The following is a 17082-nucleotide window of genomic DNA, read 5'->3' as shown; positions in this document are numbered from 1 at the left end:
GAATGGTAAATTGCCATTCTGTTTTTCTATCTACTGCCTTCGGGCAACGTTTAGTTTGGAGCTAACGTCAATGAAAAAATGGGCTACTCTATTAGCTGGTAGTGCATGTGCGCTTTCAATGTTATCTGCACCATCATTTGCAAAAGATAACAAAGAATTGGTATTCATGAACTGGGGACCTTACATCAACAGTGAGATTCTAGAACAGTTCACTGATGAAACTGGTATCAAGGTTATCTACTCGACTTACGAGTCGAACGAAACCCTGTACGCAAAGCTAAAAACACACAACAAAGGCTACGACCTAGTTGTGCCGTCGACTTACTTCGTATCTAAGATGCGTGACGAAGGTATGCTACAAAAGATCGACAAAACTAAGCTGAACAACTTCAAGAATCTAGATACTAACTACCTAGATAAGCCGTACGACCCAAGTAACGACTACTCTATTCCACACGTAGTTGCGATCACAGGTCTTGCTGTTAACACTGACATGTACGATCCAGAAGATTTCCAAAGCTGGGCTGATCTATGGAAGCCTGAGCTTGAAGGTCAACTAATGATGATGGATGACACTCGTGAAGTGTTCCACATCGCACTACGTAAGTTAGGTTACTCTGGTAACACAACAAACGAGAAAGAGATCGACGAAGCGTACGCTGAGCTACAAAAGCTGATGCCAAACGTTCTAGTATTTAACTCAGATAACCCAGGCGCGCCATATATGTCTGGTGAAGTTGGACTTGGTATGCTGTGGAACGGTTCTGCTGCCGCTGCGCAAAACGAAGGTCTACCAATCAAATTGGTTTTCCCTAAAGAAGGCGGTATCGGTTGGGTTGATAACTTTGCAATCAGTTCTGGTGCGGTAAACGTAGAAGCGGCTCATAAGATGATCGACTTCCTACTTCGCCCTGAAATTGCTGAGCAGATTTCTCGCGATACTGGCTACCTAACGGCAGTTAAAGCGTCTAACGAGAAGTTCAAAGACAGCCCTGCTCTGTTCCCGTCTCAAGAAGATCTTGACCGTGTTGAATGGCAAGCTGCAGTTGGCGACAAGACAGTGAAGTACGAAGATTACTTCATGAAACTTAAAGCAGGTCAGTAACTTAGCTTATTATCTAATGGCGACTAAGTAATAGGTTTACTTCACAAGCCTAGCTAGATAATCAACAAGTTAAAAATAAGAATATCAATGAATAGGCAGCTTAGGCTGCCTATTTTATTATATCGCTGCTATAATATACCCCGATTTTTAGGAATCCTTTTACTTTGGGCTCACTACCCAACTTCAAATCAAACAAATGAACGGAACAGTAATGAAAAAAACACTGTATACCGGCGCATTGTGTGCTGCTACTTTACTTTCTACACCCTCTTTCGCAGCTGACCAAGAACTGTATTTTTACAACTGGTCTGAATATATCCCAAATGAAGTATTAGAAGACTTCACAAAAGAGACGGGCATTAAGGTTTATTACTCTACTTATGAGTCTAACGAAAGCATGTACGCTAAGTTAAAAACTCAAGGTACGGGTTATGACTTAGTGGTTCCTTCTACTTACTTCGTTTCTAAGATGCGTAAAGAAGGCATGCTTCAAGAGCTTGATAAAACTAAGCTAAGCCACTTTGCTGATTTGGATCCAAATTACTTAGATAAGCCATTTGACCCAAGCAACAACTACTCAATCCCATACATTTGGGGTGCAACGGGCATTGGTATCAACTCAGATATGCTAGACAAGTCTTCAGTGAAAAACTGGGGTGACCTGTGGGATACACAGTGGGAAGGTCAGCTGATGATGATGGATGACTCTCGTGAGGTTTTCCATATCGCTTTATCTAAATTGGGTTACTCTCCAAACACAACCAACCCAGAAGAAATCAAAGAAGCGTACGAAGAACTTCGTAAGCTGATGCCAAACGTATTGGTATTTAACTCAGACTTCCCTGCGAACCCTTACCTAGCGGGTGAAGTGTCACTTGGTATGCTTTGGAATGGCTCTGCTTACATGGCACGCCAAGAAGGCGCAACGATTGACATTATCTGGCCAGAGAAAGGCGCTATCTTCTGGATGGACAGCCTAGCGATTCCATCTGGTGCTAAGAACATCGAAGCCGCTCATAAGATGATCGATTTCCTTCTTCGCCCAGAGAACGCAGCGAAAATTGCTCTAGAGATCGGCTACCCGACTCCAGTAAAAACCGCTTACCCTCTTCTTCCAAAAGAATTTGCTGAAGACAAGAACGTTTTCCCACCACAATCAGTGATGGATAACGGTGTATGGCAAGATGAAGTTGGTGAAGCGAGCGTCATTTATGACGAGTACTTCCAAAAACTTAAAGTGAACAACTAAGTTATTGTTAGTTAATCAGTTAAGTAAATAAAGCGGCGTAAGCCGCTTTATTTTTTTCAGATTCAGAAACTGATGTGCTTTATCAAAGATAAGGCTTAGGCCGTTAAAGAACCTTTCTCTGAACATAACAATTCCCCGACGAGTTTAGGTACCTCGATACTCGCCTTACCGTAACGTTTCTCTTCAAACTCACTTTCAACCGCGCTTGGTTCTAGATTGATCTCTATTGTGTGCGCACCATGCATTTTTGCATCATGAACAAAGCCTGCAGCTGGATAAACAACACCTGAAGTTCCGATAGAGATAAAGAGATCGGCTTCTTCGAGTGCTGAATAGATGTCACCCATTCTTAATGGCATTTCGCCAAACCACACAATATGAGGACGCATTTGCGCTGGAATTTGACAACAGTGACAAAGTTCACCAGTTTCAATGTCACCTTTATATTCGATAACTTGATTCGATTCACTGCAACGTGCTTTTAGAAGTTCACCGTGCATGTGGATAATGTTGTTACTACCGCCTCTCTCGTGCAGGTTGTCGATGTTCTGAGTGATGATTGTTACTTTACCATCAAGTTTGTCTTCAAGCTCACCTAGCGCCTTGTGGGCTGAGTTTGGATGAATGCCCTCACCTTGTAAACCATGGCGACGCTTGTTATAGAATGCTTGAACCAAGTCGGGATCTTTAGCAAACCCTTCTGGAGTGGCGACATCTTCGATTTTATGGTTTTCCCATAGCCCGTCTTGTGCTCGGAATGTTTGTATCCCCGACTCCGCGGAAATGCCAGCGCCAGTAAGAATTACGATATTTCGATATGGGAAATGCATACAACGTCCTTTTCAATATGTCACTTTGTAACAGCTTAGCACTGTTCAAATTCCAACAATAGTTTTAGGGATTAGACCATAGTCTTAGGCAACTGAATTCATTGGCTATTTGTGACATAACTCGCTTGATGGGTGCTGCCGTTGTTACGCAAACTCTCCGTTTTGCTTTTCACTGAAACAAAAAAAGCGACCGAAGCCGCTTAGTTTTGTATAACTGTTATGTACTTGATGAGTTTAAAACTCATCGCAGCAACTAGAGTTAGTCTTCGTTGATAGATGAGATCTTATGGATTGAAAGATCCGCACCGTTGAACTCATCTTCTTCACTTAAACGTAGGCCAGTTAGCTTGCTGAGCACGCCGTAAACAATCAAAGCACCAATCAGAGCAACAGCAATACCCGCCAGTGTACCAACCACTTGAGAAGCAAAGCTCACACCGCCTAAGCCCCAGAATGTTTGCGAACCGAAGATACCCGCTGCAATGCCACCCCAAGCGCCACATACACCATGCAGAGGCCATACACCCAATACATCATCAATCTGTGTTTTGTTTTGCATGTACGTGAACAAGTAAACGAACAACGCGCCTGCCACACCGCCTGTCACCAAAGCGCCTAATGGGTGCATTAAGTCTGAACCTGCACAAATTGCTACTAAGCCAGCCAAAGGACCATTATGGATAAAGCCCGGGTCATTCTTACCAGCAACAAGCGCCGCAAGAATACCGCCAACCATTGCCATCAGTGAGTTCATCGCCACTAGGCCGCTGATGCCGTTGATTGCTTGTGCAGACATCACGTTAAAGCCAAACCAACCCACACATAAGATCCAAGAACCTAGTGCTAAAAATGGAATGTTCGATGGTGCGAAGTTAGTGTGTTTACCCGCGCGGATGCGACCTTTACGCATCCCTAAGAAGTAAACCGCAACCAATGCAATCCAACCGCCGACACCGTGAACCACTACCGAGCCTGCGAAGTCATGGAAACCATAGCCAAACTGGCCTTCTAGCCAATCTTGGAAACCAAAGTTACCGTTCCAAATGATGCCTTCGAAAAATGGGTAGATGAAACCAACGGTAAATAACGTTGCGATCAAAATTGGATAGAAACGTGCACGCTCTGCGATACCACCAGAAACAATCGCAGGAATTGCCGCAGCGAAGGTCATTAGGAAGAAGAACTTAACCAGTTCGTAACCATTACCTTGTGAGAGCGTTTCAGCGTCGGCAAAAAAGTGTGCACCGTAAGCAACCCAGTAACCGATAAAGAAATAAGCGATGGCGGAGACACCAAAGTCGGAAAGGATTTTAACCAGCGCGTTTACTTGGTTTTTCTTTCGCACGGTACCGACTTCGAGAAAAGCAAAGCCTGCATGCATCAGGAAGACCATGATTGCGCCAAGTAGTAGGAATAAAGTATCTGAACTTTGGGTAAGGGTTTGTACTGCACTATGAACTTGAGTCACCGTTTCACTCATTAAAGCATTCTCCTTCGCTTTATCTGATTTGCACTGATATCGTGCGATTCAATGTTGTAATTAATTAAAGACTCAACAGTAAACGCAAGATGTGTTCCAAGTGTAAAGGGTAATCTTCGTGCAATAGATTTTAATTTTAAGTCGTTGATTATTAAAGTCTAAATATTTACGTGCACTTTTATGGTTATTAAAAATCGAAAAAACAACCACGACAATTGCACCAAATAAGGGAGTTGCACCATATTGAAGCGGTCAATAAGTAGGTTCTGATACAGAGAGCGGCTGACAACAATTTACTGTTCCATAGCCTAAAAACAAAAAGCCCAGTGAATTTGAATCACTGGGCTTTCTTTAGAGATGTCGTTAACGTGTTAGCGTTACAGGTTTGGCCCTGTCGACGGGTTTTGCGGTAGATTTTGACTTAAACGCTGCATACCTTGATACATACGGATAAACCAAACCACAATCGCAACACCACCGAACAACATGCCTACATATGGAATGTAGTAAGCGATGTCATCGATAATATGGTTTTGATACCAGTAATCGTTCACACCGATTAACACGCCATTAGAGGTCGCTACCGTTACGATAAGCACCACGAAGAACGTCAGGTTCAAGAAGAACGAGCGAATCAGTCCGTAGTAATGGGTATCCACTACTTCCCCGTCTTCGCCTTTATCTAAACGATAGCCCGCGTAGATGATGGCAACCACACCAGAGAGAAGGCAAGTAAATGGTGTAAAGCAGCTTAGTATGTAAGCGACCCAAATACCTTTATGAGGTTTGTTCATTCTTATTCACCCCTTCCGTTTTCTCTGTTGTTGCGTTAGCGCTTTGCTCAACGCCGTTTTTCTCTTGTTCCATCACTTCTTTGTACCAAAGGTCATGGTGCTCTTTAGCCCAAGTCTCATCAACTTCGCCTGTTACCATACCTTCTAGTGCCCCTTCCATACCGAACAAGCCGATGTAGATGTGGAACACGAAACCACAGATAAGGATCAAAGCAGCTAACATATGGACTAGGTTTGAAAGCTCCATATCTCGACGCGTTTGACCGAAGATTGGAAAGTCTAAAACCAAGCCACTGATCGCAGCCACACTACCCATAACAATCAATAGCCAGAACAGTGCTTTTTCACCCGCGTTCGAGAACTCTGCAGATGGGTGAGAACCTTTATGTTTCCCTACCATGCCACCCAGTTTCATGAACCACTGGATATCGACCATCTTAAAGATAGACTTGCGCCACCACTTGATCAGAACAGCCATCAACAGCACATAGAAAATCGGTCCGATGTAGTTGTGGTATTGCTTAGCCAGTAGAACAATGAAGCCCCATAGATCCGTTGGGATATAAGGTTTCAAGAAGTGTTTACCGTAAACCAACATCAAACCACTGAATGCCAGTGTTAAGAAGGTAAACGCCATGCTCCAGTGCAATGCACGATCAAGTCGAGACCAACGTTTGATCTTACGACCTGTTCTTGGTGCGCTTAGCATTAGCGGTCCAATCACAACGTACATCAAAGTCACGAAAGCAATACTGCCAAAGATAGCGACGGCACCGGCTGGTGACATCCACTTCTCTTTCAATATGTACCACGTCTGACCTGGAGTACTGATTAACACACCGTGTTCAGCCGATTGAGATGTGGTGTAACCTTCTTCACCATTTCTTACTTGTCGCCAAAAATCGGCACCAGCAAGTTGAGTGATTTCTCGTTGAGCAGAGCTCGATTGAGTTTGTGATGAGTTCGTCTCAGATGCATGACTCATAGGAGAAAGCATTGTTAGTGCTGCCAACATCGGCAGCACAACAAGGAAGAGACGCTTAAACATTGTAAGCATATGTCTCTCCTACTTAGCTCTTAGTCGCATCGTAAGAAAGGTCGTTGCCGTCTGTCCAACCTGCACCTTTCGCACCACGTTCAACTACACGCTGACGGAAAACATCAGAAACTTTCTCTGCGTCACCCGCTAGCAGTGCTTTGGTTGAACAAAGCGAAGCACACATTGGCAGTTTGCCTTCTGCAATACGGTTCGCACCGTACTTTTGACGCTCTTCAACAGAACCTGGTTCTGTCTCTGGGCCGCCAGCACAGAAGGTACATTTGTCCATCTTACCGCGCTCACCAAACGCTTCCTGTTTAGGGAATTGAGGTGCGCCAAACGGACAAGCAAACAAGCAGTAACCACAACCGATACACAGATCTTTGTTGTGAAGTACGATGCCGTCTTCTGTATGTTCAAAACAGTCTGCAGGACAAACTGCCATACATGGCGCATCAGTACAGTGCATACACGCAACTGAGATAGAGTTTTCACCCGGTTCGCCATCGTTCAATGTCACAACGCGACGACGTTGAATACCCCATTCCAGAGCATCATCATTTTCATTCTTACATGCAGTGACACAACCGTTACATTCGATACAACGCTTGGTGTCACAAAGAAATTTCATTCTAGCCATTTTAAGACTCCTTACGCTTTACGAATATTACAAAGGGTTACTTTCGTTTCCTGCATCAACGTGACAGGGTCGTAACCGTATGTGGTTGCTGTGTTAGCAGCTTCACCAATAACGTAAGGATCAGTGCCTTCTGGGTATTTAGAACGCAAATCTTCGCCTTGGAACTTACCACCGAAGTGGAATGGGATGAATGCCAGACCCGGTTTCACACGACGTGTAACCATCGCTTTCACCTTAATACGGCCCTTCTCTGCACCCTCAACCCAAACATCATCACCGTCTTTAAAGCCGATGTCGTTCGCGTCTTTCGGGTTCACTTCAACGAACATCTCTTGTTGAAGTTCTGCTAGCCAAGGGTTAGAACGTGTCTCTTCACCACCACCTTCGTACTCAACCAGACGACCAGAAGTCAGGATAATCGGGTATTCACCAGATTTGTCTTGCTCTTGAATCGACTTGTAAAGCGTAGGTACACGGAAGATCGCCTCTTTGTCATCCCATGTTGGGTAATCAGCAACTAGGTCGCGACGTGGCGTGTAAAGCGGCTCACGGTGCAGTGGTACGCGGTCTGGGAATGTCCAAACAATCGCACGCGCTTTTGCATTACCAAACGGGATACAACCGTGTTTGATAGCCACGCGTTGAATACCGCCAGAAACGTCGGTCTTCCAGTTTTTGCCTTCAGCAGAGGCTTTCTCTGCTGCTGTTAGGTCATCCCACCAACCCAGTTGTTTCAGTAGTTTGTCACTGAACTCAGGGTAGCCATCTTTGATTTCGCTGCCTTTCGAGTAGCTGTCTTCAGCCAGTAGGCTTTGACCTTCAAACTCAACACCGAAACGAGTACGGAAGTTACCGCCTCCCTCTGCAACAGGCTTAGACGTATCGTAAAGGATATGTGTACCTGGGTGTTTCATTTCTGGGTTGCCCCAACATGGCCAAGGAAGACCGTAAGTCTCGCCATTCGCTGGCCCGCCTTCTGCAGCAAGCGTTGTTTTGTGGAATGTATGCCAGTTCTGTTGGTGCTCTTTCAAGCGCTCAGGGCTTTGACCTGTGTAACCGATCGTCCACATACCTTTGTTGAATTCACGTGTGATGTCTTCAATCAATGGTTGGTTGTTCTCAACACGGATGTTTTTGAACAGCTGATCAGAGAAACCAAGTTTCTTAGAAAGAAGGTACATGATTTCGTGGTCAGGCTTAGATTCGAACAGAGGGTCTACCACCTTGTCACGCCACTGTAGAGAACGGTTTGATGCCGTTACGCTGCCGTAGGTTTCAAACTGAGTCGTCGCTGGAAGCAGGTAAACGCCGTCAGTACGATCATTCATTACCGCTGCAACCGTTGGGTATGGGTCAACAATAACCATCATATCCAGCTTCTGCATCGCCTTTTTCATCTCTGGACCACGAGTCTGAGAGTTCACCGCGTGACCCCAGTAGAACATCGCGCGGATGTTTTCGCGTTGACGAATCTTGTCTTTGTCTTCAAGTACGCCATCAACCCAACGAGATACAGGAATACCTGCACTGTTCATTGGTTTTTGACCGCCGTATGCGTTGTCGTCGAAACGTCCCTTCACCCAATCAAAGTCGATGTCCCAAACTTTCGACCAGTGACGCCAAGAACCTTCAGATAGGCCGTAGTAACCTGGTAGTGTGTCTGACAATACGCCAAGGTCAGTTGCGCCTTGTACGTTATCGTGACCACGGAAAATGTTTGCACCACCGCCTGATTTACCGATGTTACCCAGCGCAAGCTCAAGTACACAGTAAGCACGTGTGTTGTTGTTACCTGTGGTGTGTTGAGTACCACCCATACACCAAACGATACAACCCGGACGGTTTTCAGAAAGCAGTTTCGCTGTGTGGTAAACGTCTTCTTCGCTTACGCCTGTTACACGTTCAACTTCTGCTGGGCTCCACTTCGCGACTTCTTCACGGATCTCGTCCATGCCGAATACACGTTGGCGGATGAATTCTTGGTCTTCCCATTTGTTAGCAAAGACATGCCACAACACACCCCAGATAAACGCAACGTCTGAACCAGGGCGAAGTGATACATAGTGATCAGATTTCGCTGCAGTGCGCGTACGACGAGGATCCGCAACAACGATCTTACAGTTGTTCTTCTCTTTCGCGATTAGGATGTGTTGCATCGCTACTGGGTGAGCTTCTGCTGGGTTTGAACCAATGAACAGCATCGACTTACAGTTGTGCATATCATTGAACGAGTTGGTCATTGCACCGTAACCCCAAGTGTTTGCAACACCGGCTACTGTGGTTGAGTGACAAATACGCGCTTGGTGGTCAACGTTGTTGGTGCCCCAAAGCGACGCCATCTTACGGAATGCGTAAGCTTGCTCGTTGCTGTGCTTTGCACTACCTAGGAAGTAAACCGAATCAGGGCCAGACTCTTTACGAAGTTCTAGCGATTTGTTACCGATCTCTTCAATCGCTTGTTCCCAAGAAAGCTTCTTCCACTTACCGCCTTCCAATTTCATTGGGTACTTAAGGCGACGCTCACCGTGGCCGTGCTCACGAAGTGCTGCACCTTTCGCACAGTGTCCACCAGCGTTGAATGGGTGATCAAATGCAGGCTCTTGACCTGTCCAAACACCGTTTTGTACTTCAGCGTAGATACCGCAACCCACAGAACAGTGAGAACAGATAGTACGTTTCACTTCTGTTTTCGCTTCTGGATCGACTGATTTAGCCTGTGCTTTCTTCATCATGCCCGGTGCGAATAGACTTGCGCCTACCACTGCGCCACCAGCAGCTAATGAAGTGTTTTTCATGAAGGCACGTCGAGACACGCCTAGCTGATTGGTTTCTTTGCTCACACTATCGGAGCGTTTGACAAGTTTCATCCGTTATCTCCTAAAGCGTGTCGTAGTAATCGCGAATGTGTTGCGTTTCACGATAGCCCGTCTTCTTCATGTCTTCTTTCGGCATTTCAACCGTTTCTGAAGCAGTTGCCACTTTCGTTGTACCAGCGACAACGGCACCAGCTACGGCTGCAGTCGTTAAGCCTTTGAGTAAGTCCCTACGGCTTGTGTTTATTTCTTTATTATCTTTCATCATTGCTTCCTTACCTTACGGTAGATCTTTTGGAGGCTTAATGCCCCTCTATCGATATAATCGCGTACTGCTCGATTACTCGTAATCAGTGACGTTTTTCACATCAATCTTTAATTTATGCTTACTGCTTTTTGTATTAACGCTAAAACGCACTTGTTCTAACGTTAAAAATGCTTCACACAGCTGAGCGGCCGATTTGTAGAAGTTGGCACTTTCTGCACTTTCAAGCTGACGCGTAAAAGAGTTGAACCAAGGACCAAGGTGCTTATTGAAAACCGCTTGTTGCAGGGCTTCTTCTTCACCAGTTAGCATTGCCATTACTTCACACAATGCCGCAATATGATCTTCTGGTTCTTTTACTTGATCATCACGTTCAATGCCTAAAAGCTCTAAATCGTGACGAATCTCTGCTAATGGTTTTTCCATCATGGCGCCAGTGCGATGCCAAGAACCAAATGGAACAATCTCTCCACGGCCAATGCCAATGAACAGGTCTTGATATTCGTCTTCTAACGCTTCGCGATTTGATTCTGTTGCCGCTTGTTGAATAGCAATCCAAGCTTTTTGCATCGCACTCTCAGGCGCTTCAATGTCTAGCGTTTTTAGAAAGTCGATCACCTCTTCAGAAGGTGCGCTACGAAACAGTGCAGATAGAACCAAATAGATCTCAGTTCTTAGTGTCTGTTCTTGTGCCTGATCCAAATTCGTTTCCAAGGCTAACTCCTAGTATTTCAATTGTTTCAATGGGTCTTGCGCCATTGAATCGAACATATCCACCACACGGCAGTCTTCACACATAGCAATACGGTTGATCGCTGCTTCATCTGAAAAGTGAGAGTGACCGCGTAACTTGTTCTGTAACATGTCGATCATAGACTGAGGTGCGAATGGTTTATGGCAACGTACACATTCCGCAGCTTTCTCTTCATGAATCACAACTGCTTTTTGACGTTCTTCTTTTACCCAGTTCATACGAGGCGTAAGAGCCAGAACATTTTCAGGACATGCCTTTTCACACAAGCCACATTGAATACAGTCTTGTTCTACAAATTTAAGTGATGGAGATGCCCCGTCGGTATGAAGTGCACGTGTTGGACACACAGCCACACAGCTCATACACAACGTACAATCTTTGCTTTCACACGAAACCGTGCCATATGGCGCATTCGATGGAAGCTCAACAATGTTCTCAACTGGAATTCGAGCTGAAGACATAGCATCAAGTGCTGTAAATAGACGTTGACGCTTGTTGCCTTGAAGATCGCCAAGTGCAAGATCGAACGAATCCACACAAAGTGTTGGAGGACCTTCACGTAGCGATTCTAGGTACAGGATATCGATGGTTTCTTTTGGAATACCGATTTGGTCTAGCAGTTCTTGTGCGATCCCTACTTCGTTATTCAGAACTCGAATGATCGTTTCTGGCATAAAGCGAGATGCAGCAAACAGAACTTGAGTCGCGCCATTTACTAGAGCTGCAAACCAAGTATCGATACCAATAGATGGCAGTTCTTCTACGACAATTGGAATGACGTTATCTGGTAGCGCTTTAAGAGCCATCACATTGTAGGTTTCATGACGTGAGCTACAGATAAGCACGATAGGATCAAGACCGCCCGCTTGCTCGTAATTCGCTAGCGTACGTTCAATGAATTTTTGAGTATCGTCAGGATTAGGCAATGCGTAAGAGATTGCTTCTGTCGGACAGCTCGTTGCACAAGTACCAACGCCTTGACATAGGTAAGGGTTGATCTCAATCTTATGGCCGGTCTTATCTGAGCCTTCACTTGATAGTGCTCCAGCAGGACAAGCATCAACACAACGCTCACAACCTTTTACGCCACGAGAACTGTGCGCACAAAGGTCAGTGTCTAGACGGAAGAACTTAGGTTTATCAAACGTGCCCATTAGCGTTGGAATCTCTTCCAGTGCTTCAGCCAGTTTTGGATAGCCACGGCCTACTGGGTAATAACCAGGTACAGGCACTTCTTCTGTCATGCAACTATTCAGACATAGGTCTAGAACAACATCGAAACAATCGTGATTAATCGCGACTTTCGCTAGGTTGCTTGATGTGCCTTTACTTTCGATCACAACTTCAAACGTGCCAAGGAAACCGGATACTTGAACCGAATTCGCGAAATACAGTTCTGGGTTTGTGCCCTTTTCGCCGTCTGTCGACAATAAGGTTAGGCTCGTCAATTGAGGTAATTGCGCCGCAGCACTTTCAATGATCGCAGTTGGACCAATAATTAGCGTATTGCCACCGCTTTCGTAGCTAACAGTAGGTGGAATCAGATTTGTTAACTCAACTGTATTTTCAAATGCATACAGTCTTGCTTTAGCGTTATTTGAAGTTGCTTGTTCTAATAATTGTTTAAGCATTGCTCAGTTCCATCTTTGGACATGGATAATCTGTTCAACTTTCATTGTAGTAAGCGATAGAGAACTTGCTGAGTAATCCGTTAACAACTAACCCTTTAGCCAGTGTGCCGTTCGTCAGACCATGAACTCGTCTATCTACAAAAAAGTTGATAATGAACGTTATTTAGCAAATGCCATGCCAGTTTAATAATCCCAATATATCAGTAGTTTAATGATTTATAGCGTTTATTGTGCGTATAAAAAAACCGCTTGGGACATTTTGTCGCAAGCGGCTCATTGAGTGTTTAGTCAAAATGTACCTATTCTTTGTGTGGTATATTTTGTCCCATCTTTTTCAGGTCAGCTTCGTCTGACATTGTAGCGTCAACATCTGATACTGTATTTTTATACAGTTCATTTTCTTGTTCTGTTATTTCGTCAATTTCTGACGTTTCAAGTTCATTATCAGATACCTCAAGATCGCTTTCAGAATTTCCTAAAACCTCACCTTCATCTTTATTATCAATGGCTTGCTCTTCTTCTGGTGTGGTTTCGTCTTCCGTTTTGTCTTTAACCCAATCACGCAAGGTTTCCGCAACCCCTTCAGAAAGAGACTTTAAATTACTGTAATCGTCGTCGTAATCATCTAAACCATCACGAACGTTGAACTCTTCTGAGAGGAATAATTTACGCAAGGCCGCTTTTTTTACGCTCTCAGATGCTTCTGACACCAATAATTGAGCAACAGACAAGTCTTCAGTCGTTTCTGATGCTATCTCCTGAGAGTCAATAGCTTGAGAATCGACAGCATGAGTTTCTTCATTGCTTTCTGGAGAACCATTTTCTAAAGTTCTATTTTCTAAAATCTGACGGTCTAATGACTCTGATGTTTCTGCACCTATAGATGAAGCAGCAGACGAAGCCTCTGAAGAAATAAGCTCGGCTTCCTCAAGCGTTTGTTGCGCTTCTAATGGTTCATCAGACGATTCATCGAGCTTTCGTTGAGACCAACGGCTAAAAAAGTTAGTTGCCATTTGATCGACCCGCGCCTTTACGTTTCTTACGTCTTGCTTCTAGTAACTCGCCATGACGGCCAATGAATGCTTCCATCCAAGCTTGTACTGGCAAAGGAATGTCGTATGAAAGGACTTGGTTGTCACCGTCCATGTATTGCCCAGCAACGGTTTGTGATGCCGTAAGTAACTGAATGACTGGCTCAACACCAGAATCGACGTTATCCATCACTAAGAAAAGCTTAGGTTGTTGAGAGCTAAGGTTGAAACGATAGTCTGTACGCTCGTCTTTATGTAATTGAAGTAAACAAACGTCTTGAGTATCGTCTTCTGGCGACAGTTCAAACCCCGTCAATTCCCATTGTGTGGTTACCCAGATACCTGTTTTGATCTCTTTCTCTATTCTTTGGACACCGATTGGCCAAGCTGCTTCTGTTTTTTCATATTGTTCTTGGAATTCTTTTATCTCAGACATACTTCACCCAATTGATTTTCTTTGGTCTGAAAGCACTTAGGACATTTTGTACTGTGCGCAATCATATACACCCCATAAAGCAATAAACACGCCAATACGGATTACCTACGAGAGCGTATCTATAGCGTTCGTTATCAAGTTGTCATTATAACGTTAGTCGATACTGGTTATTTCAGACAACTCCACCCAGTGAACTCTCATATTTTGCGCTATTTTAATCTAATGCTTCATGTTTCCATCAATCCCCGTTATTTTGGAATAAGATTTGCTTTAGCTAATTCGCTAATGTTATTCACAGAGCTATGTATTCTCAGAGCTATGGCGGGCTCGATAACGTTAATCGAAACCTAGGCTATAGCGAACCAACAAACTAGCGTATTGATGAATGAGAGCTTTATTGCTCTTGTTGACTTCTTATCTCATAAAATCGCTATCTCATTAAGTAGGAAACGACTGTGGTAAAACCAAACATAATAAAAACCAGTGAGAACCCACTTCAGACAATCGAAGTTGAAGTGTTTGATGAATATGGGGAAAAGCTAACGAAACAAATCGCGTGTGAGCGCCCTCTTACCGTGATGTTGAACTGGAAAGAGATCGTAACGTTGATGACATTGGGTTCTCGTCCTGAGTCATTAGTATTAGGCTATTTGAAGAACCAAAGCTTTCTGTCTGATCCAGAAGCCATTGAATCTATCATTATCGATTGGGAAACCAGTTCTGCAGCGGTTATCACCAAAGAAGACACGAGCCAACTTGAACAAGCATTGAAAAAGAAGACCGTAACGTCTGGCTGTGGTCAAGGCACCATGTATGGCAACGTGATGAAGCAATTGGAAGATTACCAAGTGCCTCAAACTAAGATTAAACAATCTGAAATCTACACAGCGCTTGAAGCGCTGACTCATTATAACGATACCTACAAGAAAGCAGGCGCGGTACACGGCTGTGCGGTTTGTAAAGACGACAAGGTTCTATCGTTTGTTGAAGATGTTGGCCGACACAATGCCGTTGATACATTGGCTGGTGAGATGTGGCTTAACAAAGAGTCAGGTGAAGATAAGATCTTCTATACCACAGGCCGTTTAACGTCTGAGATGGTGATTAAGGTTGCTCAGATGGGTATCCCTGTTCTGTTATCACGTTCTGGTGTAACTCAAATGGGTTTAGACTTGGCTCAGAAATTCGGCATCACCACCATCGCTCGCGCTAAGGGTTTACGCTTCCAAGTGTTCACGGGTGCAGACAAGATCGACTTTGATGTAAAAGGCGAACAATCAGCATAATTTCTCTGAAAGCAAGTAAGCTATCTAAAGCCAAAGTTTTCTAAAAGCAAAGTTGTCCAAAGCCAATTTTCAGATGAACTCATAAAAGGTGTAGGCGAAGGCTTGCACCTTTTTCTTTTGTTTCTTTTATTCCATTTACTCTTCTTAGCATTCCCTCTCCTTGAACCATCATTCTATTCGCACAATTTTGATCTCCAGTTCGCTGTTACAACCCTTTCTGCGCTTTAACTCAGCGACAAAACCCGCTCAATTATATGTTTAGTTTTACTTAACGTTAATTTCAAAATCACTAGACATACCAAACATTAACAATTCTTTATCTTGTGCTCCGTGAACAGAACGAAGCACGCACTTGTTGTGTTGCTTAGCGAATGTATCACTTCTTTGAATGCTCACTTCGAAGAAAATGCATAAGAAACAAAGAATTGGATAACAATATGAAACAGTCTTTAAAAGCTTTAGCAATAGCTCTTGGATTAACCTTGGGCGCCAACTGTCACGCAATTGAACTCAAGCCGGTCGACACCGACTTTACATTACAAATACTGGGCTCAGGTGGCCCTATCTCGGATGACCTACGTGCGTCATCAGGCGAAATCGTATGGTGGAAAGGCAAATCACGAATCATGATTGATGCCGGTGGTGGTGTTTATCTCCGTTTTGGTCAAGCAGGTGCAAAACTTGAAGACTTAGACTTTATGGGTATCACGCATTTCCATACCGACCATGTGAATGATGTGCCTGCTCTTCTTAAAGGTGGCTATTTCTTTGAACGCGAAAAGGCGTTGGAGATTTCAGGTCCAACCGCAGGTTCTGCGTTCCCAAGCCTCAACGGTTACTTTGCAGCGAACTTTGACCCAGACCATGGCGCATACGCTTACCTTGCTGGCTTATACGATGGAACCGATGGTCTATTCCCGGTCAATCTTACCGATGTTGACTATCAATCCACAGTGCCAACCGTTGTTTATGAAAAAGATGGTTTGAAGATCACTGCTCTGGGTATTCCTCATGGTGATGTGCCTTGTCTCGCTTACCGAATTGAAAGTGAAGAAGGCGTAATGGTGATTTCAGCTGACCAAAACGGTAGCAACCCTGCCTTCTTAGACTTCGCTCGCGGCGCCGACATCATGATGATGCCAATGGCGATTCATGAACAAGCCGATGGTGTCTCTACATTCATGCACGCTAAGCCTTCCGTGATTGGTGAGATTGCTAAAGAGATCAATCCAAAAATGTTGGTACTTAACCACTGGATGGGTCTAGGCCTTAAGCGTAAATCTGAATCGATCAAAATCGTACGCGAATACTACGACGGACCAATCATGTCTGGTCGTGATTTAGCCAGCTTCCCTATGTCCGCTGTAAAGGAGAAATAACATGAACAACAAAATCGCCCTATCAATCGCGATCACGTCTGTGATTAGTCTTAACTCTGCCATGGCGTTTGCTGATGCACCTGCCGAAGCCCCTGTTGAAGCTAAACAATCTTCAGGACACGGTGGTAAATGTGCCGCAGGTAAATGTGGTACAGAAAAACGTTTCGAAAAAGCGGAACTGACCAGTAACCCACAAGACCGTTTAGTTCGAGCTCGTGACGGGAAATGTGGCTTAACAGCTGAAGGTATCTCGCCAAGTAAAGAACGCATCTTAATGGCGAATAGCAAGGTGACAGGTGGAGTATGTGGCCAGTAGAAACGCATAAAACTAAAGCTATAAAAAATAAGGC

The 17082-nt window shown here is 44.4% G+C and carries 16 protein-coding genes; 5 read left to right on the top strand and 11 right to left on the bottom strand.

What is annotated here, in order from left to right; all coding sequences use genetic code 11:
- The first annotated feature begins 70 nt into the window (after nucleotides 1-70).
- Both BCU34_RS06515 and BCU34_RS06510 read left to right on the top strand, forming a co-directional pair.
- Nucleotides 71-1105, top strand: coding sequence for an extracellular solute-binding protein (locus BCU34_RS06515; RefSeq protein WP_017059628.1), 1035 nt, complete (start codon nucleotides 71-73; stop codon nucleotides 1103-1105).
- A 211-nt stretch (nucleotides 1106-1316) separates the two neighbouring features.
- Complete coding sequence (locus BCU34_RS06510; protein WP_008217941.1) at nucleotides 1317-2354, top strand: extracellular solute-binding protein; 1038 nt, start codon at nucleotides 1317-1319, stop codon at nucleotides 2352-2354.
- 95 nt (nucleotides 2355-2449) lie between these two features.
- Here the strand turns inward: BCU34_RS06510 and cobB are convergent, their stop codons facing one another.
- The 11 genes from cobB to BCU34_RS06455 form a co-directional block, all read right to left on the bottom strand.
- Nucleotides 2450-3184 carry a Sir2 family NAD+-dependent deacetylase gene (gene cobB, locus BCU34_RS06505; RefSeq protein WP_102431930.1) on the bottom strand — a complete coding sequence of 245 codons (735 nt, stop codon included), beginning with the start codon at nucleotides 3182-3184 and terminating at the stop codon, nucleotides 2450-2452.
- Nucleotides 3185-3443: 259 nt separating this feature from the next.
- Complete coding sequence (locus BCU34_RS06500; protein ID WP_102431931.1) at nucleotides 3444-4664, bottom strand: ammonium transporter; 1221 nt, start codon at nucleotides 4662-4664, stop codon at nucleotides 3444-3446.
- Between the two features lie 377 nt (nucleotides 4665-5041).
- Entirely contained in the window at nucleotides 5042-5458 is a 417-nt protein-coding gene (locus BCU34_RS06495; protein ID WP_048658737.1) for a hypothetical protein, read from the bottom strand.
- Complete coding sequence (locus BCU34_RS06490) at nucleotides 5442-6515, bottom strand: formate dehydrogenase subunit gamma (protein ID WP_102478359.1); 1074 nt, start codon at nucleotides 6513-6515, stop codon at nucleotides 5442-5444. The genes BCU34_RS06495 and BCU34_RS06490 overlap by 17 nt, the downstream gene beginning before the upstream one ends.
- Nucleotides 6516-6528: 13 nt before the next feature.
- Nucleotides 6529-7137, bottom strand: a complete 609-nt coding sequence (gene fdh3B / locus BCU34_RS06485) for a formate dehydrogenase FDH3 subunit beta (protein WP_004742271.1) — start codon at nucleotides 7135-7137, stop codon at nucleotides 6529-6531.
- A gap of 11 nt (nucleotides 7138-7148) precedes the next feature.
- A complete protein-coding gene (locus BCU34_RS06480; RefSeq protein ID WP_102478358.1) occupies nucleotides 7149-10004 on the bottom strand; it encodes a formate dehydrogenase subunit alpha in 2856 nt (951 codons plus the stop codon).
- A gap of 10 nt (nucleotides 10005-10014) precedes the next feature.
- Entirely contained in the window at nucleotides 10015-10215 is a 201-nt protein-coding gene (locus BCU34_RS06475; protein ID WP_004733728.1) for a twin-arginine translocation signal domain-containing protein, read from the bottom strand.
- Nucleotides 10216-10290: 75 nt separating this feature from the next.
- Nucleotides 10291-10929 (bottom strand): molecular chaperone, encoded by a 639-nt coding sequence (locus tag BCU34_RS06470; RefSeq protein ID WP_102478357.1) that lies wholly within the window; start codon nucleotides 10927-10929, stop codon nucleotides 10291-10293.
- Nucleotides 10930-10938: 9 nt separating this feature from the next.
- Nucleotides 10939-12600 carry a 4Fe-4S dicluster domain-containing protein gene (locus BCU34_RS06465; protein ID WP_102478356.1) on the bottom strand — a complete coding sequence of 554 codons (1662 nt, stop codon included), beginning with the start codon at nucleotides 12598-12600 and terminating at the stop codon, nucleotides 10939-10941.
- 299 nt (nucleotides 12601-12899) lie between these two features.
- Complete coding sequence (locus BCU34_RS06460; RefSeq protein ID WP_102431933.1) at nucleotides 12900-13613, bottom strand: DUF3306 domain-containing protein; 714 nt, start codon at nucleotides 13611-13613, stop codon at nucleotides 12900-12902.
- Nucleotides 13603-14067, bottom strand: coding sequence for a DUF3305 domain-containing protein (locus BCU34_RS06455; RefSeq protein WP_019824644.1), 465 nt, complete (start codon nucleotides 14065-14067; stop codon nucleotides 13603-13605). Before BCU34_RS06455 ends, BCU34_RS06460 begins: the two co-directional genes overlap by 11 nt.
- Nucleotides 14068-14522: 455 nt before the next feature.
- Between BCU34_RS06455 and fdhD the strand changes: the two genes are divergently transcribed.
- The 3 genes from fdhD (at nucleotide 14523) to BCU34_RS06440 (ending at nucleotide 17048) form a co-directional block, all read left to right on the top strand.
- Entirely contained in the window at nucleotides 14523-15353 is an 831-nt protein-coding gene (gene fdhD / locus BCU34_RS06450) for a formate dehydrogenase accessory sulfurtransferase FdhD (RefSeq protein WP_102478354.1), read from the top strand.
- Between the two features lie 437 nt (nucleotides 15354-15790).
- Nucleotides 15791-16732, top strand: coding sequence for an MBL fold metallo-hydrolase (locus BCU34_RS06445; protein WP_102478353.1), 942 nt, complete (start codon nucleotides 15791-15793; stop codon nucleotides 16730-16732).
- 1 nt (nucleotide 16733) lies between these two features.
- Entirely contained in the window at nucleotides 16734-17048 is a 315-nt protein-coding gene (locus BCU34_RS06440; protein WP_017112074.1) for a hypothetical protein, read from the top strand.
- Nucleotides 17049-17082: the final 34 nt, after the last annotated feature.

It is taken from the genome of Vibrio sp. 10N.286.45.E10 (assembly GCF_002874195.2).
Classification (GTDB): Bacteria; Pseudomonadota; Gammaproteobacteria; order Enterobacterales; family Vibrionaceae; genus Vibrio; species Vibrio crassostreae.
This window is presented reverse-complemented; position numbering and strand designations above follow the sequence as displayed.